21 protein-coding genes are annotated in these 20,816 nt (G+C 61.5%); 20 read left to right on the top strand and 1 reads right to left on the bottom strand.

The annotated features are described in order from the left end of the window. The first annotated feature begins 17 nt into the window (after positions 1-17). Positions 18-1,013, top strand: a complete 996-nt coding sequence (holA, locus tag RI518_RS00280) for a DNA polymerase III subunit delta (RefSeq protein ID WP_310671211.1) — start codon at positions 18-20, stop codon at positions 1,011-1,013. Between the two features lie 20 nt (positions 1,014-1,033). On the opposite strand, the gene rpsT is transcribed toward holA, so the two are convergent. After that, positions 1,034-1,297 carry a 30S ribosomal protein S20 gene (rpsT, locus tag RI518_RS00275; protein WP_310671212.1) on the bottom strand — a complete coding sequence of 88 codons (264 nt, stop codon included), beginning with the start codon at positions 1,295-1,297 and terminating at the stop codon, positions 1,034-1,036. Positions 1,298-1,454: 157 nt separating this feature from the next. On the opposite strand from rpsT, the gene lepA reads away from it, so the two are divergent. The 19 genes from lepA to leuA all read left to right on the top strand — a co-directional run bounded on the left by lepA (position 1,455) and on the right by leuA (position 20,799). Beyond that, positions 1,455-3,299 (top strand): translation elongation factor 4, encoded by a 1,845-nt coding sequence (gene lepA / locus RI518_RS00270; protein ID WP_310671213.1) that lies wholly within the window; start codon positions 1,455-1,457, stop codon positions 3,297-3,299. Positions 3,300-3,302: 3 nt separating this feature from the next. After that, the gene (locus RI518_RS00265; protein ID WP_310671214.1) at positions 3,303-3,725 is read left to right on the top strand and encodes a hypothetical protein; all 423 of its coding nucleotides are present in this window, start codon (positions 3,303-3,305) and stop codon (positions 3,723-3,725) included. Continuing rightward, positions 3,722-4,663: a bifunctional riboflavin kinase/FAD synthetase gene (locus tag RI518_RS00260; RefSeq protein ID WP_310671215.1), complete on the top strand. Its 942-nt coding sequence runs from the start codon at positions 3,722-3,724 to the stop codon at positions 4,661-4,663. Before RI518_RS00265 ends, RI518_RS00260 begins: the two co-directional genes overlap by 4 nt. Beyond that, positions 4,660-5,901, top strand: a complete 1,242-nt coding sequence (locus tag RI518_RS00255) for an MFS transporter (protein ID WP_310671216.1) — start codon at positions 4,660-4,662, stop codon at positions 5,899-5,901. The genes RI518_RS00260 and RI518_RS00255 overlap by 4 nt, the downstream gene beginning before the upstream one ends. Before the next feature lie 69 nt (positions 5,902-5,970). Further along, the gene (deoC, locus tag RI518_RS00250) at positions 5,971-6,987 is read left to right on the top strand and encodes a deoxyribose-phosphate aldolase (RefSeq protein WP_397428119.1); all 1,017 of its coding nucleotides are present in this window, start codon (positions 5,971-5,973) and stop codon (positions 6,985-6,987) included. Beyond that, a complete protein-coding gene (locus RI518_RS00245) occupies positions 6,987-8,444 on the top strand; it encodes an aldehyde dehydrogenase family protein (protein WP_310671217.1) in 1,458 nt (485 codons plus the stop codon). Before deoC ends, RI518_RS00245 begins: the two co-directional genes overlap by 1 nt. Continuing rightward, positions 8,444-9,307 (top strand): aldehyde dehydrogenase family protein, encoded by an 864-nt coding sequence (locus tag RI518_RS00240; RefSeq protein WP_310671219.1) that lies wholly within the window; start codon positions 8,444-8,446, stop codon positions 9,305-9,307. Before RI518_RS00245 ends, RI518_RS00240 begins: the two co-directional genes overlap by 1 nt. Beyond that, positions 9,308-10,213 carry a tRNA pseudouridine(55) synthase TruB gene (gene truB / locus RI518_RS00235; RefSeq protein WP_310671220.1) on the top strand — a complete coding sequence of 302 codons (906 nt, stop codon included), beginning with the start codon at positions 9,308-9,310 and terminating at the stop codon, positions 10,211-10,213. Continuing rightward, a complete protein-coding gene (locus RI518_RS00230) occupies positions 10,210-10,578 on the top strand; it encodes a hypothetical protein (RefSeq protein WP_310671221.1) in 369 nt (122 codons plus the stop codon). The genes truB and RI518_RS00230 overlap by 4 nt, the downstream gene beginning before the upstream one ends. After that, the gene (gene hemW / locus RI518_RS00225) at positions 10,579-11,811 is read left to right on the top strand and encodes a radical SAM family heme chaperone HemW (protein WP_310689090.1); all 1,233 of its coding nucleotides are present in this window, start codon (positions 10,579-10,581) and stop codon (positions 11,809-11,811) included. Between the two features lie 79 nt (positions 11,812-11,890). Next, positions 11,891-12,928: a heat-inducible transcriptional repressor HrcA gene (gene hrcA / locus RI518_RS00220; protein WP_310671223.1), complete on the top strand. Its 1,038-nt coding sequence runs from the start codon at positions 11,891-11,893 to the stop codon at positions 12,926-12,928. Between the two features lies 1 nt (position 12,929). Further along, positions 12,930-14,024 carry a molecular chaperone DnaJ gene (gene dnaJ / locus RI518_RS00215; protein ID WP_310671224.1) on the top strand — a complete coding sequence of 365 codons (1,095 nt, stop codon included), beginning with the start codon at positions 12,930-12,932 and terminating at the stop codon, positions 14,022-14,024. Between the two features lie 5 nt (positions 14,025-14,029). Then, complete coding sequence (locus RI518_RS00210; RefSeq protein ID WP_310689089.1) at positions 14,030-14,770, top strand: 16S rRNA (uracil(1498)-N(3))-methyltransferase; 741 nt, start codon at positions 14,030-14,032, stop codon at positions 14,768-14,770. A 39-nt stretch (positions 14,771-14,809) separates the two neighbouring features. Further along, complete coding sequence (locus tag RI518_RS00205) at positions 14,810-15,166, top strand: histidine triad nucleotide-binding protein (RefSeq protein ID WP_310689088.1); 357 nt, start codon at positions 14,810-14,812, stop codon at positions 15,164-15,166. Next, positions 15,153-16,145: a PhoH family protein gene (locus tag RI518_RS00200; RefSeq protein WP_397428120.1), complete on the top strand. Its 993-nt coding sequence runs from the start codon at positions 15,153-15,155 to the stop codon at positions 16,143-16,145. Before RI518_RS00205 ends, RI518_RS00200 begins: the two co-directional genes overlap by 14 nt. Further along, positions 16,142-16,624 (top strand): rRNA maturation RNase YbeY, encoded by a 483-nt coding sequence (gene ybeY, locus RI518_RS00195; protein ID WP_310671227.1) that lies wholly within the window; start codon positions 16,142-16,144, stop codon positions 16,622-16,624. Before RI518_RS00200 ends, ybeY begins: the two co-directional genes overlap by 4 nt. Then, entirely contained in the window at positions 16,621-17,940 is a 1,320-nt protein-coding gene (locus tag RI518_RS00190; protein WP_310689087.1) for a hemolysin family protein, read from the top strand. The genes ybeY and RI518_RS00190 overlap by 4 nt, the downstream gene beginning before the upstream one ends. Continuing rightward, positions 17,937-18,830 (top strand): GTPase Era, encoded by an 894-nt coding sequence (gene era / locus RI518_RS00185; RefSeq protein ID WP_310671230.1) that lies wholly within the window; start codon positions 17,937-17,939, stop codon positions 18,828-18,830. Before RI518_RS00190 ends, era begins: the two co-directional genes overlap by 4 nt. Positions 18,831-19,032: 202 nt before the next feature. Continuing rightward, the gene (gene leuA, locus RI518_RS00180) at positions 19,033-20,799 is read left to right on the top strand and encodes a 2-isopropylmalate synthase (protein WP_310689086.1); all 1,767 of its coding nucleotides are present in this window, start codon (positions 19,033-19,035) and stop codon (positions 20,797-20,799) included. Positions 20,800-20,816 lie beyond the last annotated feature (17 nt).

Raw genomic sequence — 20,816 nt, 5'->3', positions numbered from 1 at the left:
TCGCTCCAGGGGGAGTGATGGCAGCGAAAACAGCAGAGGTGCCGTGGTCGGGTATCCGCGAGGCACCGGTCATTTTGTTGGCTGGTCCCGAGGCGTTTCTCGCTGATCGCGCCGTGCGAGCGCTCGCGGAGCGCCTGCGCTCAACCCATCCCGACCTCGAAGTTGTCGATATCGATGCCTCGGCGGCAGGCTCGGGCGAAGTGAGCCTCGGTGTGAGCCCCTCACTGTTTGGTGAACCGCGAATGGTTCGAGTGTGGGGTTTTGAAAAAGCCACCGACGCAGTACTCGAAGACGTACTGGATTACCTCCAGTCTCCCGACCCGTCAGTGACGTTTGTTGTTCGTCACGCGTCGGGAAACCGGGGAAAAAAAGCCCTCGATGTGATGAAAGCCCACGGTGGTGACTGGCTCGTGGTGAGCGCACAGGAGCTGAAATCCGATAGGGATCGGGCACAGTTTCTTCGCCAGGAAGCCAAAAGCCTCCGGGTTCGACTGGAACCCGAAGCCGAACAACTGCTCATTGATTCGCTGGGTAGTGACTTGGCCGAACTGCACGCGGCGCTCAGTCAACTCGCCGGCGACTTGGGTGAAGAGGCGGTCATTAGTCGGGAGGTCGTCAGTCGCTACTACGGCGGCCGAGTAGAAACCACCAGTTTCGAACTCGCAGAACTCGCGATCGGAGGCCGCCGCGGCGATGCCCTCATCGCCCTGCGCCAGGCCCTTCACGCTGGAGTCGAGCCGGTGCTGATCATTGCGGCTCTCGCCCACAGCCTTCGACAGATGGCTCGCGTGGGCGGAACGCGGGGTTCAGTCGCCGAGGTCGCCAAAGAACTGGGAGTTCAGAGTTGGCAGGTACAGCGCGCGCGCACACAGCTCCAGGGTTGGGATGAGGTGGGACTGGGCGTCGCGATTATGGAGGTCGCCCACACCGACGCGGCGGTGAAGGGCGTGGGCCTACAGCCCGACTATGCCCTCGAACGCGTCGTCGACATCGTCGCCCGACGCGGCCAGTAGCGGTGTAGCCGCGGGGGAACTTAGGCCAGCTTGGAGGCTTTCGAGGCGATGGCCGATTTGCGGTTCGCGGCCTGGTTCTTGTGAATCACGCCTTTGCTTACGGCTTTGTCCAGTTTGCGCGTTGCCACCTTCACGGCCTGCGCTGCCTGCTCTTTGTCACCGGTGTCAATCGCCTTGCGGGCGTGGCGAACCGCAGTTTTGATCTCGCTTTTCACCGCGCGGTTTCGCTCCTGAGCCTTCAGGTTGGTCTTGTTGCGCTTCATTTGCGACTTGATGTTCGCCACGTGCTACTTCACTTTCGTCGAAAGGTCTGGATACCACTGCGTGAGGCAGGGAAAACCGTGAATGGGCGGCCAACACATCGAAATAATCGGCCAGCCTCACACGATACCACTGCAAAGGGTGAGTGGCCAAGCCCGGGGCATGGGACAATCGTGAGTAATGTCTCAAGCCCCCGCGCCGCTCGTACCCGCGGCGACCGAACCTGGTCGCCTGCGCAATTTCTGCATCATCGCCCACATCGATCACGGCAAGTCCACCCTGGCCGATCGGATGCTGCAACTCACCGGCATTGTCGATCAGCGGGCGATGCGCGAGCAGTACCTCGACCGGATGGACATTGAACGCGAGAGAGGCATCACCATCAAAAGCCAAGCGGTGCGCATGCCGTGGGTTGTTGACGGCGAGATGTTTGCCCTCAACATGATCGACACTCCCGGACACGTCGACTTCTCCTACGAAGTCTCGCGCTCCCTGGCCGCCTGCGAAGGAGCCATCCTGCTAGTCGATGCCGCGCAGGGTATCGAAGCTCAAACATTGGCGAACCTCTACCTCGCCTTGGCCAATGACCTCGAAATCATTCCGGTCCTGAACAAAATTGACCTCCCGGCCGCCGAACCCGATCGCTATGCCCAAGAGCTTGCCCAACTCATTGGGTGTGACCCCAGTGATGTCTTGCGGGTGAGTGGGAAAACGGGCGACGGTGTGGCCGAATTACTCGACCGCGTCGTTGAGACCGTTCCTGGACCCACCGGTGATGCGGACGCACCGGCTCGAGCATTGATTTTCGATTCGGTCTACGACGCCTACCGGGGTGTGGTGACCTACGTGCGAATGATCGATGGCCACCTGGCACCCAAAGACCGCATTGTGATGTTCTCCACCAGAGCCCAACACGAACTGTTGGAAATTGGGGTGAGCTCGCCGGAGCCGACCGCGTCGAAAGGTCTCGGGGTGGGCGAAGTGGGGTACTTGATTACCGGTGTGAAGGATGTCCGCCAGTCCAAAGTGGGCGACACGGTCACCCTCGCCAAAAACGGCGCCCTCGAAGCTCTCCCCGGTTACGTGGAGCCCAAGCCGATGGTGTTCTCGGGGCTCTATCCCGTCGATGGCGGTGACTACCCGGACCTGCGCGAAGCGCTCGATCGGCTGAAACTCTCTGACGCAGCCCTCGTTTACGAGCCAGAAACGTCGGTGGCTCTCGGCTTCGGTTTCCGTTGTGGCTTTTTGGGGCTGTTGCACTTGGAGATTGTTCGCGAGCGTCTCGAGCGCGAGTTTGGAATCGAACTGATTGTGACGGCGCCGTCGGTGATCTACGAAGTGGCGTTGGAAACGGGCGAAGCCATGCAGGTCACCAACCCTTCAGAGTTTCCGACCGGAAAAATCGCCACTGTGGAAGAGCCCGTCGTCAATGCCGCGGTGTTGGCGCCGAAAGACTACGTCGGCACCATCATGGAGCTGTGCCAGTCGCGCAGAGGCTCCCTGCAGGGGATGGAATACCTCGGTGAGGACCGGGTCGAAATTCGCTATGTGATGCCTTTGGCCGAGATTGTCTTTGACTTTTTCGATCAGTTGAAGTCCAAAACAGCCGGCTACGCATCGTTTGATTACGAACCCTCGGGCCTGCAGGAAGCCGAACTGGTAAAGGTCGATATTTTGCTCCAGGGTGACCGCGTCGACGCGTTTAGCGCCATCGTCCACAAAGACAAGGCGTATGCCTACGGGGTGATGATGACCGGACGCCTGCGGGACTTGATTCCCCGGCAGCAGTACGAAGTGCCCATCCAAGCGGCCATTGGTGCGCGTATCATCGCCCGAGAGACGATCCGGGCGATGAGAAAAGATGTCCTCGCCAAGTGTTACGGCGGCGACATCACCCGGAAGCGCAAACTCTTGGAAAAGCAAAAAGAGGGTAAAAAGCGAATGAAAATGGTGGGGCGCGTCGAAGTCCCCCAGGATGCCTTCATTCAAGCGCTCTCGGGCGAGACGGAAAAGAAAAAGGATTAGTCGGTGGTCGATCGGGCAACGACACGCGGAGGAGTCTTCACGACCCTCGCGTCGCTGTATATCGTGCTGACACTGGCGGCGCTTGGTCGCTCGGGATACCAAATCGCGACCAAGTTTTCTGACGCCCCCTTGGCCTACCTGCTCAGTGCCGTCGCCGCCGCGGTCTACCTGGTGGCGACCCTCGCTCTGATCGCCTCGACCACCCGAGCACCCCACACGGTGCGGGTGGGGCGGCTCGTCGCGCTCGTGGCTCTCAGCGTCGAAGTGCTCGGGGTCCTGGGTATTGGCACGCTCAGCCTGTTTCGTCCCGAACTATTTCCGGCCGATACCGTCTGGTCGCAGTACGGAGCCGGTTATCTCTACATCCCCCTCGTGCTGCCCTTCCTCGGCCTCTGGTGGCTTCGCTCTTCCCGGGAGACCCCATGACGATGTCTGAGCCCGCCGTATCCTGGTCACTGGAGCAACTACCGGGTGCGGACACCGCGCGTGTGGTCACCATCGGGAAATTCGATGGCGTGCACATCGGCCATCGTGAAGTGATCGCCGAGTTGAGTCGCATCGCCCCTCAGGCCGAAGTCACCGTGGTGACTTTTGATCGCCACCCCAAGGCACTTCTCACCCCGGATGCGTCGCCACTACCGCTGGTGAGCACACCGCAAAAAGTGGAGTTTTTGGGCGGTGCCGGAGCCACACGCGTGGCCGTGATTCCCTTCACCCGAGAATTTGCCGACCTCAGTCCCGAAGATTTTGCGCGCAGTGTGCTCGCCGACGGTTTGGGGGCAACGGCGGTGCTGGTCGGAGGTGACTTTCGTTATGGCCACCTGGGAGCCGGCGACGTGGACACCCTCCGAGACGAGGGCAAAAGCTTGGGCTTTAGCGTCCACACGGTGGCCGATGTCGTCCACGATAAGGGGGAGCGGATTTCCTCCACGCGTATTCGTCGTTTGCTCGATGATGGCGATGTCGCCGGTGCCGCCCAGTTGTTGGGCCGATACCACCAGCTGCGAAGCGCCGTCGTTCAAGGCCACCAGCGCGGGCGGGAATTGGGCTATCCGACCGCGAACCTCGACAACCCCCCGGAGGGTTTTATTCCCCGGGATGGCGTGTATGCCACCTGGGTAGATGTCGATGGGGTGTCCTACCAGGCGGCCACATCGATCGGCGTGAACCCCACCTTTGGCGACGTCGCCCAACGCATGGTTGAATCACACCTTTTTGACTTCGATGGCGTGCTCTACGGGTCGCGCGTGACGGTGCATTTTGTGGAATTCATCCGGGCGATGAATAAGTTCCCGGACGCTCAGAGCCTCGCCGATCAGATGGCTGCGGACGCGACACAGATTAAAGTCATTCTCTCTCGATGAGTTCATCGACAACCTCAGCACTCCACCCACGCAGTATTACCTGGTGGGGGATTGCGGGTGTGCTCATTATGGCTCTCGGTGCACGAACCGGGGTGGCGGCCCTTTCGCCACTGGCGGGCGAAGTGGAACTCGATGTCCCCCTCAACGGCTTGTGGCTCGGGCTGTTGGGGACTATTCCGCCGCTGGCCTACGCACTCTCTGGAGTGTTCACCCCGCGCCTTGCCAGGCGGCTGTCGCTCGAAGGGGTCGCGGTGTTGGTCTCGGGTGTGACGGCACTCGCCCATATTTCCCGAGGGTTCACTCCGAACTATGTCGGATTATTCATCGCGACCGTGGTGCTCATGCTCGGGGTGGGCTCGATCAATGTGATCCTCCCGGGTTTGGTGAAGCTCTACGCCCCACGACACATCGGTCAGCTCACCTCGCTGTATTCCACCGCGATGGCGCTGTCTACTGCCGGCCCCGCCGGGGTGGGACTGTGGCTGGCTGAGGCTTTTGACTGGCGGTGGTCGCTCGCGAGTTGGGCCCTGTTGAGTGTGCTCGCCATGGTGCCCTGGTTGGTGCTGCTGCGTTTCGCCTGGACCCGGCGGGCGGCAGAAGCCGCGGTGCTGAGCGACCTGCCCGAACTGCCGTCACTGGGCGCACTGTGGAAATCACCCACTGCGCGGGCAATCGCCCTCATCTTTTCCATCTCGGGACTGACCGCGTATTCGATATTTGCCCTGCTTCCCCCGGTGCTCATCGACCAGGCGGGTGCCACCCCGGCCGAGGCTGCCTTGGCTCTCACCCTGTTTTCGCTCACCGGGATCCCCATGTCGCTGACCATCCCGTTGCTCGCCGTGCGAAAAGGATGGCCGTCGCGACTGGTGGTCCTTGCTGCCAGCAGCGGCGTCAGCGGGTTTTTGGGGCTCGCACTCATTCCCCAGGTGGCGCCACTTCTGTGGAGTGTTCTGGCCGCGTTGGGGACACTGTCTTTTTCCATGTCCCTGGCGCTCATCGGGGCGAGGACTGCGACCCACCAATTGGCGACCAACTTGAGCGGGTTTGTCAACACGGTGGGCTACCTCGTGGCGGGGGTCGGCCCCGTGGTGACTGGCCTGCTCCATGAGATCACCGGGCAGTGGGGGGCGAGTTTATTTTTCTTGGCGGCACTGTCGCTGTTTTCTTTGCCGGCAGCGGCCGTGTTTGCCAGAGAACACACCGTGGAGGAAGAACTTGCCGGTTCGGCCCAAAATTAGAGGTACTACGCTCGAGGCATACCCGAGCACGTGTCACGCTGTGACAGTGCAGACGATCAGGAGTAAAGAGTGTCCGCGCTAACGCCTTCCAGCGCTCTATCGCCCACCAGCAGAGCAACAGCGGTGCTGGGTGGTGAACTGAGTGAAGTAGCGCTGCGGCGCTATTTGGCGGGATTGCCCGCGGTGGACACCGTGGGAGCCACCCAAAGAGCTGCCCATTTCCAGTCCCGTTCGATTAAAACCGAGAGCAAAATCTGGGGACTCGACACGGCGATCTCGATGGTGGATCTCACCACACTTGAGGGTGCGGATACTCCGGGTAAGGTCCACACGCTCGCCCATAAAGCGCTCTTCACCGACCCCCAAGATTCTCAGTCGCCGCGGGTCGCCGCAGTCTGTGTCTACGGCGACCGCGTCGGCGACGTCATTGAGGCTCTAGGTTCTGCCCACGTCAGTAAGGACCCCCAGGGTGTCGCGGTCGCCGCTGTGGCGACCGCTTTTCCCAGCGGCCGGGCCAGTATGCGCGTCAAAATTGCCGACACGGAGGACGCGGTCGCGGCGGGGGCGGACGAAATCGACATGGTGATCGATCGCGGAGCGTTTCTCTCCGGTCGGTTGGGCGAAGTCTTCGACCAAATCGTGCGGGTGAAAGAGGCCACCAAGAAACCTGACGGTACTCACGCCCACTTGAAAGTGATCCTGGAAACCGGCGAGCTGGCCACTCTCGATAACGTTCGGCGCGCCAGTCAGCTCGCCATTTTGGCCGGCGCCGATTTCATCAAAACCTCGACGGGTAAAGTCTCGCCGGCGGCGACACTGCCGGTCTCGGTAGTGATGTTGGAAGCGGTACGAGACTGGCACGCGGCGACCGGCGAATATGTGGGCTTTAAGCCGGCCGGGGGTATTCGCACCGCCAAGGACGCGCTTCGCTACCTGTCGGCGGTGGCAGAAATCGCGGGTGAGGCGTGGCTGAGCCCCGACCTGTTTAGATTTGGGGCATCGAGTTTGCTCAATGATCTCGTTCTACAACGACAGAAAATGACCACCGGTCACTACAGTGGCCCCGACTATGTGAGCGTGGACTAATGAGTTTTCTGGACTACTCAGCCGCCCCCGAATCGACGGGCATCGTCTCGCTGGCCAGCGAGTACGGGCTCTTCATCAACGGCGACTTCCGCCCGGGACGCGGTCAAGTCTTCGAGAGCATCGCTCCGGCAACCGAGGAAGTCCTCACCCGTTTTGCCGAGGCGACTCCAGAGGACGTCGACGTCGCGGTGGCTCAGGCGCGCACGGCCTTCGACAAAGTGTGGTCGAAAATGCCCGGTCGTGAGCGGGCCAAATATTTGTTTCGAATTGCCCGCATCGTTCAGGAGCGCTCGCGGGAGCTCGCGGTCGCCGAAACGATGGATAACGGCAAACCGATCAAAGAAACCAGAGATGTCGACATTCCCCTGGTCGCCGCGTGGTTTTTCTACTACGCCGGCTGGGCCGACAAGCTCGAAGAGGCCACCGGTTCCGACACCCCCACACCCTGGGGCGTAGTGGGGCAAGTCATTCCGTGGAACTTCCCGCTGATGATGCTCTCCTGGAAGATTGCGCCCGCGCTCGCTGCCGGCAACACCGTCGTGCTCAAACCCGCGGAGACGACGTCGCTCACCGCCATGCTGTTCGCCGAAATTTGCCAGCAGGCCGGTCTGCCGCCAGGCGTGGTCAACATCGTCACCGGTGCCGGCGCTACCGGGCGCGCTCTGGTCTCACACCCGGGCATCGACAAAGTGGCCTTTACCGGCTCGACCGGTGTCGGCCGCGAAATCGCCAAAGGATTGGCGGGTCGCTCGACCGCTCTCACTCTCGAACTGGGCGGCAAGGGGGCGAACATTGTCTTCGAAGACGCGGCGATGGACGAGGCCGTCGAGGGAATTATTTCCGGGATTTTCTTTAACCAGGGGCATGTCTGCTGCGCAGGCTCGCGGTTGTTAGTTCAAGAAAATGTCCACGACGAGCTCGTCTCCCGGCTCACCCGACGCATCCAGACGCTGCGCTTGGGTGACCCGTTGGACAAAAATACCGACATTGGTGCGATTAACTCACGCGCGCAACTCGACACCATCACGGCCCTCACACAGAGCGGAGTCGATGAAGGCGCGGGCCTGTGGCAGAGCGACTGTGTGTTGCCCGAGCGCGGGTTCTGGTTCCCGCCGACCGTGTTCACCGACGTATCGACGAGCCACCGCATCGCCCAGGACGAGATTTTCGGTCCGGTGTTATCCGTTTTGACCTTCCGCACTCCGGATGAAGCGGTAGCTAAAGCCAATAACACCCCCTACGGGTTGAGCGCCGGAGTGTGGACGGAGAAGGCCAGTCGAATGCTCGCCATCGTCGACCAGTTGAAGGCTGGAGTGGTGTGGTCGAACACCTTCAACAAGTTCGATCCGGCCAGCCCCTTCGGTGGCTACAAAGAATCCGGTTACGGCCGCGAGGGCGGTCTACCCGGTTTGCTCAGCTACCTTCGCCCGCACTCCTCGTCTGCTGGAGGTAAATGATGACCAGGCTCGACGTGAAAAAAACCTACAAGCTCTACATCGGCGGGGCGTTCCCCCGCAGTGAGTCAGGCCACACCCTCCAGGTCAACACGCACAAAGACGAGCACCTCGCCAATGTGGCCCAGGCGAGCCGGAAAGACGCCCGAGATGCGGTCGTCGCGGCGCGGGGCGCACAGCGTGGCTGGGCGGGGGCGACCAGTTACAACCGCGGCCAGGTGCTCTACCGCATTGCCGAAATGTTGGAGGGCCGGCGCGAGCAATTCGTCGAAGACATTCGAGCCTGTGAAGGCGTCAGTCAGCGCCAGGCGAGCAGCCAGGTGGACCAGGCGATCGATGCGTGGGTCTGGTACGCGGGTTGGGCGGATAAGTACGCCCAGCTGGTCGGTAACGCAAACCCCGTGGCGGGGCCCTACTTCAACCTCTCGGTGCCAGAGCCCACCGGCGTGGTCGCGGCATTTGCCCCCGCGGAGGCAAAAAACACGAGCCTGCTGGGTCTCGTGCGCACCGTCGCGCCCATTGTGGTCTCCGGTAACGCGGTCGTGGTCTGGACGCACCCTCGCCAGCCGATCCCGGCCATGACGTTTGCCGAAGTCCTGCACACCAGCGATGTTCCGGCAGGAGTGGTGAATATTCTCACCGGGTTGCGCGAGTCCGCCGCCCCGTGGCTGGCCAGTCACGCCGATGTGGGAGCACTGGATCTGATGGGAGCCACCGACGTGGATTGGGCCGCACTCGAAGCAGAGGCGAGTGCCACACTCAAGAGGGTGCTGACCCCGGCGAAGAGTGTCGGCGAGGAGAGCCTTGCGCGGATTCGGGCGTTTACCGAGATGAAAACCATTTGGCACACCAAGGCGCTGGGGTAAATGCTCCAAGGCCTTGTCCTCGTCGATAAGCCCGAAGGTCCGACGAGTCACACTGTGGTCGCCATCGCCCGGCGGCGCCTTGGCCTCAAAAAAGTGGGTCACGCGGGAACTCTTGACCCGATGGCGACCGGGTTGTTGGTGCTGGGGGTGGGCCCGGGAACGAAACTGTTGACCTACTGCGTGGGGATGGATAAGACCTACCGGGCCACCATCAGGCTCGGCCAATCGACCCACACCGACGATGCGGAGGGGGAGGCGCTGGGAGACGACGCCGATCAGGCGCTCCTCGACGCGCTCGATGAGCAGCAGATTGCTGATGCTCTCGGCCAGTGTGTCGGAGAAATCGACCAGGTTCCCTCCGCGGTCAGCGCCATCAAAGTCGACGGACAGAGGGCCTACGACCGGGTGCGTGCAGGAGAAGACGTGAGGCTTGCCCCCCGGCGGGTCACGATCAGTGACATCGAGGTCACGGCGATTCGACGGGAAGGCGCGATGTGGGATGTCGATGTCGCTATCGAGTGCTCGTCGGGAACCTACATCCGGGCCATTGCCCGAGACGTGGGCCGGCTCCTCGCCGTCGGCGGTCACCTGGTTGCCCTTCGCCGCACGCGGGTTGGTCCCTTCGACGTGGCGGACGCGATTGCTCCCGACGACATCGAGCCGTCAACCCTCATGCCACTGGGTGCTGCGGCGGGCCAGATTGCGCCGGTGTGTGCGCTGGGCGCCGCGCAGAGCGTGGAAATGCGACACGGTAAAAAAATCTTTCTCGAGCCACCAGAGTCGGCCCTCGACGGCGAGCCCGTCGCCTGCGTGGGCCCCGGGGGTGATCTGGTGGCAATGTGTCGAATTGAGAACCAGGTCGCGCATATCCTGGTGGGGTTTGGGCAGCCGGAGGGTGGGTCATGATCGAGTGGTTTAGCTACAGCCTGATCGCCCTCGCGTTGGTGTCCACCCTGGTCTCCGTGGGATTCGCCATTGCCGGCTCGCCACCCAACGACTACACCCTCGGGCTTACCGCCCTTCTGGGCCTCGGCGTGTTGGCCCAGGTGGTGATCACCATTGGGGTGCAGCTCGCGGGCGCCAGCCCCACCGGAGACATCATCGAATACTGGGCGTATTTGGCCACGGCCGTCGTGTTGGCGCCCGCGGCGATTGCCTGGGGCCTGATCGAACGCTCCCGCTGGGCCACGATTGCGCTCGCCGTGGTGGGCTTCTCGCTGGCCGTCATGGTCTACCGGATGCACGAAATCTGGTTTGTTCAGGTGATCTAGGTGGGCGTGCTCTCGGAGGGGGATGCTCCCCCCGCTGATGGCCTATTACCCGAGCACGCGCGACGAGGTGCCGAGGCCAGAGACTTTGGTATCTACATTCACATCCCGTTTTGTACGGTGCGCTGTGGCTACTGCGACTTCAACACCTACACCCCGGGTGAGCTTCCTGGCCTCAGCCAGGACGACTACCCCCACCGAGTATTCGAAGAGCTCGACCTGGCGGCCAAGGTCCTCGAGGCCTCTGGTGTGCACAGCCGAACAGTGGACACCGTGTTTATCGGTGGGGGAACACCGACCCTGCTCGCCCCCCACACCCTGGGTCAGATGCTGCGCAGGGTGGAGAGTCACTGGGGTCTGTCCGATCAGGTCGAGGTGACTGTCGAGGCCAACCCGGACACGCTGAGTGCGAAAAGCCTTGCCGATCTCGCCGCACAGGGGGTGACCAGGGTGTCGGTGGGTGTGCAGTCATTTGTCCCCCACGTTCTCTCCACCCTCGATCGCACCCACACTCCAGAGAGCGTGCCCGCGGTGGTGAGGGCCGCTGCTGATGCGGGCCTGCAGGTGTCGCTCGACCTCATTTATGCAACGCCGGGGGAGTCGGCAGCCGACTGGCAGGAGAGTCTCGATCGGGCACTCGAGCTTGAGCCCGATCACATTTCCGCCTACTCGCTCATCGTGGAGCCGGGAACAGCCCTCGCGCGACGGATTCGACGGGGTGAGTGTGAACAGATCGACGACGACACTCAGGCGGAGTTTTACGAACAGGCTGATGCGACACTGAGTGCGGCCGGATACCAGTGGTACGAAGTGAGTAACTGGTCACGCCGGCCCGATGCACTCTCTCGCCACAACCTCAATTACTGGTTGGGCGGCGACTGGTGGGGCATTGGACCAGGAGCCCATTCCCACGTGGGTGGGGTGCGCTGGTGGAACGTGAAACACCCCCTCGCCTACCAGGAGCGCGTAGACCGCGGGGAGTCTCCCGCGCAAGGACGAGAAGTCTTGGATGAGCACACGAGGTGGGTCGAATCGGTCATGCTGGGTCTTCGCACAAGGAAAGGATTGTCCACCAAGGCGCTGAGCGACCATTACCCGCCAGCGCGGCAGATTCTCCGCGACGCGCTCGAGGCCGGTTGGTTAGACGCCGACGCCTTCGCAGTTGATCGAGTGGAGCTCACGCGCGCGGGCCGACTTTTCGCCGATGGTCTCTCCGCGCGGCTGACGGGCGGCTAGGACAGTTTTCAGGACTCGCCAGTGACCGGCAGTATCATGAGCAGTTCAGTAAGGCGACTGCTAACGAAGGAGGTGGCTGGTGGTTTCTGACCGTGCTCTCAACGTCTTGCGCGTCATCGTCCAGGATTTCATCGACTCCAGCGAACCCGTTGCGTCGAAAGCAATCGCCGAGCGTCCCGGTTTTGGGGTGTCGGCGGCGACCATCCGAAACGATATGGCGCTGTTGGAAGAAGAGGACCTGATTGCCGCACCCCACACGTCAGCGGGTCGTATTCCCACCGATAAGGGCTACCGAGTGTTTGTCGATAGCCTCACCCACCACCGGCCGCTCACATCGGCCCAGCGCTCCGCCATTGAACGATTCCTTGACCAGTCAGTCGATCTCGATGACACCCTGACGCGGACAGTCCGGATGCTCTCCCAGCTGACTAACCAGGTGGCCCTGATCCAGTATCCGAGCTTTGGTAATGCACGTGTGCGTCACGTCGAACTACTCCCAATGGACTCTGAGCGGGTCATGGTGATTTTGATTACCGATTCGGGCCACGTCGATCAAAGTGTTGTCAACTGGACAGAGACGCCCGATGACGCCGTGGTGGGGGAAATTAGAGCCACCATCAACGAAGCGGTGATGGGTAAAAGCCTGGACGACGTTCAACTCGCTCTCCAGATGTTGCCGGGTCAGGCCAGTCCCGAGCGGCGAGAAATCGTAGAGCGACTCGTCGATGGCCTCTGTCGCACCCTGGAGGCCCACCGGACCAACAGACTGTTGGTGGCGGGGGCGGCGAATCTCGTGCGCACCGAAACCGATTTTTCGGACAGCGTCTACCCGGTATTGGAAGCGATTGAAGAGCAGGTGACCGTGTTGAAACTCTTCACCGAAATGCAGCAGGGTGGTGACGACGTGTTTGCCAGAATTGGTCGCGAAATGTCCGCACCGCTCTCAGAGACCTCCGTCGTCGCCGGTTCCTATCAGTCGGGGGAGACCGATTTGGGGGTGGTGGGCGTGTTGGGGCCCACGAGGATGGACTACCCCGGAAATATGGCGGCCGTTCAAGCCGTTGCTCGTTACTTGACCAGACTGCTCGACGTGCAGTCAGGAAGCGGAGAAAAATAGCGTGGCTGTTGACCACTATGAAGTCTTGGGTGTCGCTCGCGACGCCTCGGCAGAGGACATTCGCAAGGCCTACCGCCGTCTGGCGAGGGAGCTACACCCCGATGTGAATCAGGATGAAGGCGCCGAAGACCGGTTTAAGCAGGTCACCCACGCCTACGAAGTGCTCTCAGACACCCAATCCCGGCAGCGCTACGACCGCGGCGGTGACGAGCAGGGTGGCTTTGGCCCCTTCGGCGACATCTTTGAGACCTTTTTCGGCGGAGGTGGGGGCACGCGGGGGCCGAGACCGCGCACGGAACGAGGCCAAGACGCCCTCCTCCGCGTCGAAGTGGACCTCATCGATGTGATCTTTGGGACCACGACGACCCTAGAAATTGACACTGCCGTCGTCTGCGAGAGCTGTCAGGGCTCGTGTTGTGCGCCGGGGACGCAGCCGCGCACCTGCGACATCTGTCAGGGCTCGGGCCAAGTCCAGCGGACCGTGCGCAGCCTGCTGGGCAATATGGTCACCCAGAGCCCCTGTGGGTCGTGTCGGGGTTATGGCAGCGTCATCGACCAGCCGTGTCCGAGCTGTGCCGGGCAGGGCCGGGTGCGCTCCAGCCAGTCACTCGAGGTGGAAATTCCTGCCGGAATCGAGACCGGTCAGCGCATTCATATGGCGGGGGCAGGCGAAGTGGGTCACGGCGGTGGCCCAGCCGGTGACCTCTACCTCGAAATCCAAGTGCGCGCCCACGACACCTTTGAGCGCCACGGTGATGACCTTGTCGCCACGCTCGATGTCGACCTCATCGACGCCATCTTGGGATCAGAAACCACTATCGACGCCCTCGATGGCCCGGTGGAGATCACCATTCGCCCCGGTGTCCAAAGCGAAGACGTCCTCACGATTAAGGGGCGCGGGGTGACGAAACTGCGCGGAGCCGGCCGCGGTGATTTGAAACTTCCCGTCCACGTGGTCACCCCCACAAAACTGGCCGGCAAAGAAATTGACCTGGTGAAGAAGCTTCGGGAGCTGAGAAAACCGCAGCCGCCGACTCTTAAAGCCAACCAATCGGGGACGTTCCAGCGCCTGCGTGAGCGCTTCTTCGGCGCGTAAACGCCGTGGCACACCTCTACTTCGTCGACCACCAGCAGCGGCTGATTGCCGGCGAGCGGGTGGAGCTGGTCGATGCGGAAGCCCGGCATGCCGCAAAAGTGGCGAGGCTTCGAGTGGGCGAACAGATCACCCTCGGCGATACCCGCGGAGTGTTGGCCCGAGCTGAAGCAACCGCCGTGAGCGCCGAATCGGTTGCCCTGGTGGTCCTCGATGTGACCCACACCGATTCCTGGCAACCCGAATTATGGCTCGGCCAATCTCTCGCCAAATCGGGTCGCGATGAACAGGCAATCGAGCAGGCGGTCGAAGTGGGGGTCAATCGCGTCATTCCCCTCACCGCCGATCGCTGCGTCGTGCGCTGGGATTCTGAAAAGGCCGAGCGTGGTGTGACGCGCTGGCAGAAAATTGTGACCGAAGCCAGTAAGCAGGCTCTGCAACCCCGAGTGGCCAGTGTGGTGCCCCCGCACAGCCTGAGCGAGCTCATCGATGCTTCTGACCAGTACCAGCTCATCGCCTTGGACCATCGGGCTCAGTCCACGCTTCTCGATGTTGCACTGGAAGGTACCCCCGACTCCCCACCCATCGTGGTGTTGGTGGGGCCTGAGGGAGGGTGGAGTGACGACGAGTTCGCCCGGCTTGAGGCCGCGGGGATTTCACTGGCGAGGCTTGGCCCCGGCGTGCTGCGCACCTCCAGTGCGGGACCGATAGCCCTGGCGCTACTGCATGCCAGGCTGCAGCACTGGTAAACCCCGGAACACTCGGGCAGAGCTTTGTAGACTGTGGCTATGAGTGAGACCACGCCCAGTGTCTTTAGCAAAATTGTCGCGCGGGAAATCCCGGCGGATATTGTCCGTGAGAGCGACGACATCATCGCGTTTCGAGATATTCAACCCCAAGCCCCCGTCCATGTCCTGGTGGTGCCCAAAACGGCCCAGTACTCGCAGGTCTCCGAGTTGGCGGCAAGTGATCCTGCGCTTCTCGCCCAGATGGTGAGTGTGGCCCAGGATATTGCTGAGGAGATGTGCGACGGGCAGTTTCGACTCGTCTTCAATTCCGGCGAAGCCGCCGGCCAAACCGTATTTCACGTCCACGCCCACGTCCTGGGAGGCAATCTCGCTGAGGGGTCTCTTGCCGAGCGATAACGCAGATTTCGTGCCCACAGAACCCGTGACACTGCGCGTCGACGTGGACGATGTGTCGATGATTCGCGTACTGGGAGTCCACGACCGGGTGCTCGCCCAGGTGGAGCGGGAATTTCCTGACGTCTCGGTTCACGCGCTGGGAAACCAAATCACCATTGAGGGGGAGGCGCAAAAAGCCCATCAGGCGATGGCGCTCATCGAATCGCTGGTGAACCTCGCCCGCACCGGCGAGGAAGTGGATGGCCAGCAGGTCTCCCGAAGTGCCCGCATGGCTCGAGAGTCCCGCGACGCGGCGACCGATGTTCTCGCCGCTCCCATCCTCTCTCGAGGCGGCCGCACGATTCGTCCCAAAACCCTCGGTCAAAAACGCTACGTGGAGGCGATGGACGACCACACGATTGTGTTTGGAATTGGCCCGGCTGGAACGGGAAAAACGTATCTCGCAATGGCCAAAGCGGTGGCCGCTCTGGAGAGCAAAGCGGTGGACCGGATCATCCTCACCCGGCCCGCAGTCGAAGCCGGTGAGCGTTTGGGATTTTTGCCGGGAACACTGTCGGAAAAAATCGACCCCTATCTGCGCCCACTTTTTGACGCTCTGCAGGAGATGATGAATCCCGAACTGGTGCCGAAACTCCTCGCCAGCGGCACCCTCGAAGTCGCGCCGCTGGCCTATATGCGCGGGCGCACCCTGAACAAGTCCTTCATTGTGTTGGACGAGGCCCAAAACACGACGGCTGAGCAGATGAAGATGTTTCTCACCCGTTTGGGCTTCGATTCCCAGATGGTCATTACCGGGGATATCACCCAGGTGGATGTCCCCGGCGGACATTCCGGGCTTCGCGCCGTGGTCGATATCCTCAAAGATGTCGAGGGCATTCACTTCCACACCCTCGGGGCAACAGACATTGTGCGCCACCAACTCGTGAGCGACATTGTGGACGCGTATGCGCGCTATGACGCGGCGAAGGAGAAGCCTTGAGCGTCGAAATAACCAACGAGTCGGGGCGTGATGTGCCGCTCGAGATCCTGCAGGATCTGGTGCGTTTTGTGCTCACCCAACTGCGCGTCCACCGAGAAGCGGAGGTCGCGCTAATCGCTGTGGACGAGACGGCGATGGCCGAGCTGCACCAGCAGTGGATGGGAGAACCCGGCCCCACCGACGTGTTGAGTTTTCCGATGGACGAGTTGCGCCCGCCCAAACCGGGCGACGATGCGCCCACAGGAATTTTGGGCGACATCGTGCTCTGTCCCAGTGTGGCCGAGAGGCAAGCCACAACGGCCGGTCACAGCGTGATGGCCGAACTGCAACTGCTCACCGTGCACGGGCTGCTCCACCTGTTAGGTTTCGATCACGCGGAACCCGACGAGGAGCGCGAAATGTTTGGGCTACAAAACAGGCTTCTGGAGCAATTTCGCGGTGAGGGGTCGGCGCTTGCCAGCGGGGGTGCCACCTCGTGACCGTGGCGTTTGTCATCACCGCCGTGCTGTTGATTCTGATTGGTGGGTTACTGACGGCGCTGGATGGTGCGCTTCACGTTCTCTCCCGAAGCGACATTCTCGACGAAGCAGAAGGGGCGAAGCGCCGCGTCGCCCTGCAACGCATCGCGACCGATGTGGCCGCCCACATCACCGCCCTCGGCTTCGTGCGGGTAGTGGTCGATACCGCGGCCACCATTCTGGTGACTCTGGCGGTGTTGGACCTCGTGGACGAATGGTGGCAGGTCCTACTCTTCGCGGGCATCATCCTGATCGCGGTGTCTTTCGTGGTGGTGGGCTCGTCGCCTCGCAGCGTCGGAATGGCTCACCCGCGCGCAATGCTGACCACTTTTGCCCTCCTGATTCGGGGGATCCGGATGGGTCTTGGCCCACTCGCCGAGGGGTTAATCGTCCTCGGGCGGTTGGTGACCCCCGGTCGCCCGGCCGGTGGGCCCCTCACCAGTGAAGAACAGTTGCGCAGCCTGGTCGATGAAGCGGCCCACCAAGACGTCCTGGAGGCCGAAGATCGCGAACTGCTGCATTCTGTTTTCGAGTTTGGCGACACGATTGTGCGAGAGGTGATGGTGGCCCGCACCGACATGGTGACCGCTGAGGCCAGCTGGACCCTGCGCGAAGCCCTCGATGTCTTTTTCGACAAAGGGGTCTCCCGAATGCCCGTCGTGGGGAAAGACTCCGATGATGTGGTCGGTGTCATCTATTTGCGCGATGTGGCGAATGTCCAGCACGAGAACTCGCGCAAAATGGCCGCAACCCGAGTCTCTGCTTTGGCCAAGCAAGCGTTGTTTGTGCCGGAGACGAAAAAAGCCGACGACACTCTTCGCTACCTTCAAGCAGAGCGGAACCACATGGCCTTGGTCGTCGACGAGTACGGCGGTGTCGCGGGCCTGGTGACCCTGGAGGACTTGATTGAGGAACTCGTCGGTGACATCACCGATGAATACGACACCGAATCCAGTGAGTGGAGCCTGCTGGGAGAAGACCGCTACCGCGTGGCCACGCGGCTCGCTCTCGACGACCTGTCGGACCTGTTCGACATCGACATCGACGAGGACGACATCGATACGGTCGGGGGTCTGATGACGAAATATTTGGGGCGTTTGCCAGAGGGTGGCAGCGAAACCCAGGCACACGATCTGCATTTGGTCGCGGAGGTGCCGGCCAGCCAAAAGACCGGTGTTGAGTGGATCGTGGTGGAGCCCACCAGTCAATTGCGGGAGGCCCTCGCGGAGCGTCGTGCGCTGGATCAAGCCCTCACCGGCGATATTCCCCTCCCATGAGTGAGGACGGGTTTCGCGCCGGCTTTGTGACCCTGGTGGGCCGTCCCAACGTGGGGAAGTCCACTCTGACGAATGCCCTGGCAGGGCATAAAGTCGCCATCACGTCGTCAAAACCCCAAACGACAAGGCGCACGATTCGGGGAATCGTGCACCGGCCCGAGGGTCAAATTGTGTTGGTCGACACCCCGGGTATCCACCGGCCGCGCACACTGCTGGGTAAGCGACTAAACGAACTGGTCGAATCCACGCTCGCCGAAGTCGACCTCATCGCCCACCTGATTCCCGCAACCGAAAAGGTCGGCCCCGGCGATCGACACATCCGAGAGACGATTTCGACTTTCCCGCGCGCCAAAAAGGTCGCCGTGGTGACCAAAACCGACCAGGCCAGCAGGGATCAGATCGGTGAGCGACTCATCGAAGTGGACGCCATGGGTGAGTGGGATCTCATCATTCCGGTCTCCGCGGTGACCGGGGAGCAGTTGGACGTGTTGGTGCGCGAACTACTGGCCCTCTTGCCCCACTCACCGGCGCTCTACCCGGCAGAGGACCTGTACGACGACGACCAAAACACCCGTATTGCCGAGCTGATTAGAGAAGCAGCCCTGGAAGATGTCCGCGACGAACTGCCCCACTCGCTGGCGGTCACCATTGAAGAGCGGGTGCGCGAAGAGGGTGCGATCGAAAAGATTTTTGCGAACGTTGTGGTGGAGCGAGACAGTCAAAAGCGCATCATCATTGGCACCGGGGGTGAACGGTTGAAGCGCATCGGAAGCGATGCGAGGGCGGAAATCGAGGCCGAACTGGGCCACCGGGTCTACCTGTCACTGCACGTTCGAGTGGAAAAAGAGTGGCAGCGGGATGCGAAAAAACTGGGTCGTTTGGGTTTTTAGCCCGGATAGTGTTCCGCCGAGAGAAGCAGTGTGCACCAGCTGCCTGGCGTCTGGCCACCGAGGAGTGTTACCCTGGCGGCGTGGGTTACACGCTTCTTCTTATTCGCCGCGGTGGGGTCTCGCTCTAAGGCCACCCTCCCCGCGGAGTAGGCGCGGCCTTTTCCCCCCGCACACCCGGTTCTCGGGATAAGAAGGATTAACGATGAAAAACCGTCAACAACCCAGTTCACTGCCCATCCACCGCTACCGACCCTATTCGGAGAGTTTTGCGGTGGCCCTTGCCGATCGCACCTGGCCCGATGCCAGCATCACGCAGGCCCCGCGCTGGTGCGCGGTGGATCTGCGCGATGGAAACCAAGCGCTGATCGACCCGATGAGCCCCGAGCGCAAAAAGGTCATGTTCCTGATGCTCGTGAAAATGGGGTTCAAAGAAATCGAAGTCGGTTTCCCCTCTGCCAGCCAAACCGATTTTGACTTTGTCCGAAGCCTCATCGAAGACGGCCTAATCCCCGAGGATGTCACCATTCAGGTGTTGACTCAGGCGAGGGAACACCTCATTCAGCGCACCTACGAGTCGCTCAAAGGCGCGAAGAGAGCGATTGTTCACCTCTACAACTCCACCAGTGTGCTCCAGCGTGAGGTCGTTTTTCACACCGACAAGCAGGGCATTATCGATATCGCTCTGCAGGGTGCGAAATGGTGCGTGGAGGCTGAATCCCTGATTCCCGACACCGAAGTGTTTTACGAGTACTCACCCGAGAGCTACACCGGTACCGAACTAGAGTTCGCCGCAGAGGTGTGTAATCGCGTGATGGACGTCCTGCGTCCCTCCCCGGAGCGAAAACTCATCATTAACTTGCCGGCCACCGTCGAGATGGCCACCCCCAATCTTTATGCCGACTCGATCGAGTGGATGTCGAGAAACCTGCACCACCGTGACAACGTCATCCTGAGCCTGCACCCCCACAACGACCGTGGGACGGCGATCGCGGCCGCTGAGCTCGGCTACATGGCCGGCGCCGATCGGATTGAGGGCTGTCTGTTTGGAAACGGTGAGCGAACCGGGAACGTCGACCTCATTGCCCTGGGGATGAACCTGTTTAGTCAGGGCATTGACCCGCAAATCGACCTCTCTGACTTGGATGAGCTCAAGCGCACCGCCGAGTACTGCAACCAGCTCGCAGTGCACGAGAGAAGTCCGTGGGCTGGTGACCTGGTCTACACGGCGTTTTCTGGCTCCCACCAAGACGCCATCAAGAAAGGCCTGGAGGCGATGCAGACCCAGGCTGATGCGTCGGGTGTCTCAGTCGACGAGATGGAATGGGCGGTGCCCTACCTACCGATTGACCCCAAGGACGTCGGTCGCAGTTACGAAGCCGTGATTCGGGTGAACTCGCAGTCGGGTAAAGGTGGTGTGTCCTATCTGATGAAGACTGACCACCACCTCGATTTGCCCCGACGTTTGCAGATTGAGTTCAGCCAAGTCGTCCAGCAGCGCACCGACACCGAAGGTGGCGAAGTCTCGAGCGAAGAAATCTGGAGCATCTTCCAGGACGAGTATCTGCCCGTCGACCAGGATGACGCCAAATGGGGCCGTTTTGAAATCTTCTCTACCGCGAGCAGTAGTGACCTCGGCGGCGAAGTGTCTTTGACGGTGCGGATGCGAGATGGTGAGAGCGTAGGCGAGTTTCACGGCGCCGGAAACGGCCCGATTGCGGCATTTTTAAGCATCTTGGGCGCCGAAGGCGTCGCGGTGCGACTCTTTGACTACGTGGAGCACACGATGGCGGCTAGCGGTGACGCGCGAGCGGCCGCCTACGTCGAACTCGACGTCAATGGCCGCACGCTGTGGGGTGTGGGAATCGATCCAGATATTTCCACCTCTTCGCTAAAAGCCATTGTCTCTGCGGTGAACCGCGCGCTGCGCCTCGAAATGGGATCTCCCGCTCTGGTCGCGGCGAGCGCCTGAGTCACTAAACGACAGCG

This window comes from Pontimonas sp. (assembly GCF_031581085.1).
Lineage (GTDB): Bacteria > Actinomycetota > Actinomycetes > Actinomycetales > Microbacteriaceae > Pontimonas.
This window is presented reverse-complemented; position numbering and strand designations above follow the sequence as displayed.

Excerpts from the sequence above, each read along its gene's own strand:
- RI518_RS00245 (WP_310671217.1), top strand. The coding sequence starts at position 6,987 with ATGAGTTTTCTGGACTACTCAGCCGCCCCCGAATCGACGGGCATCGTC.
- lepA (WP_310671213.1), top strand. The coding sequence starts at position 1,455 with ATGTCTCAAGCCCCCGCGCCGCTCGTACCCGCGGCGACCGAACCTGGT.
- truB (WP_310671220.1), top strand. The coding sequence starts at position 9,308 with ATGCTCCAAGGCCTTGTCCTCGTCGATAAGCCCGAAGGTCCGACGAGT.
- RI518_RS00260 (WP_310671215.1), top strand. The coding sequence starts at position 3,722 with ATGACGATGTCTGAGCCCGCCGTATCCTGGTCACTGGAGCAACTACCG.
- RI518_RS00255 (WP_310671216.1), top strand. The coding sequence starts at position 4,660 with ATGAGTTCATCGACAACCTCAGCACTCCACCCACGCAGTATTACCTGG.
- leuA (WP_310689086.1), top strand. The coding sequence starts at position 19,033 with ATGAAAAACCGTCAACAACCCAGTTCACTGCCCATCCACCGCTACCGA.
- RI518_RS00240 (WP_310671219.1), top strand. The coding sequence starts at position 8,444 with ATGACCAGGCTCGACGTGAAAAAAACCTACAAGCTCTACATCGGCGGG.
- era (WP_310671230.1), top strand. The coding sequence starts at position 17,937 with ATGAGTGAGGACGGGTTTCGCGCCGGCTTTGTGACCCTGGTGGGCCGT.
- RI518_RS00205 (WP_310689088.1), top strand. The coding sequence starts at position 14,810 with ATGAGTGAGACCACGCCCAGTGTCTTTAGCAAAATTGTCGCGCGGGAA.
- RI518_RS00230 (WP_310671221.1), top strand. The coding sequence starts at position 10,210 with ATGATCGAGTGGTTTAGCTACAGCCTGATCGCCCTCGCGTTGGTGTCC.
- holA (WP_310671211.1), top strand. The coding sequence starts at position 18 with ATGGCAGCGAAAACAGCAGAGGTGCCGTGGTCGGGTATCCGCGAGGCA.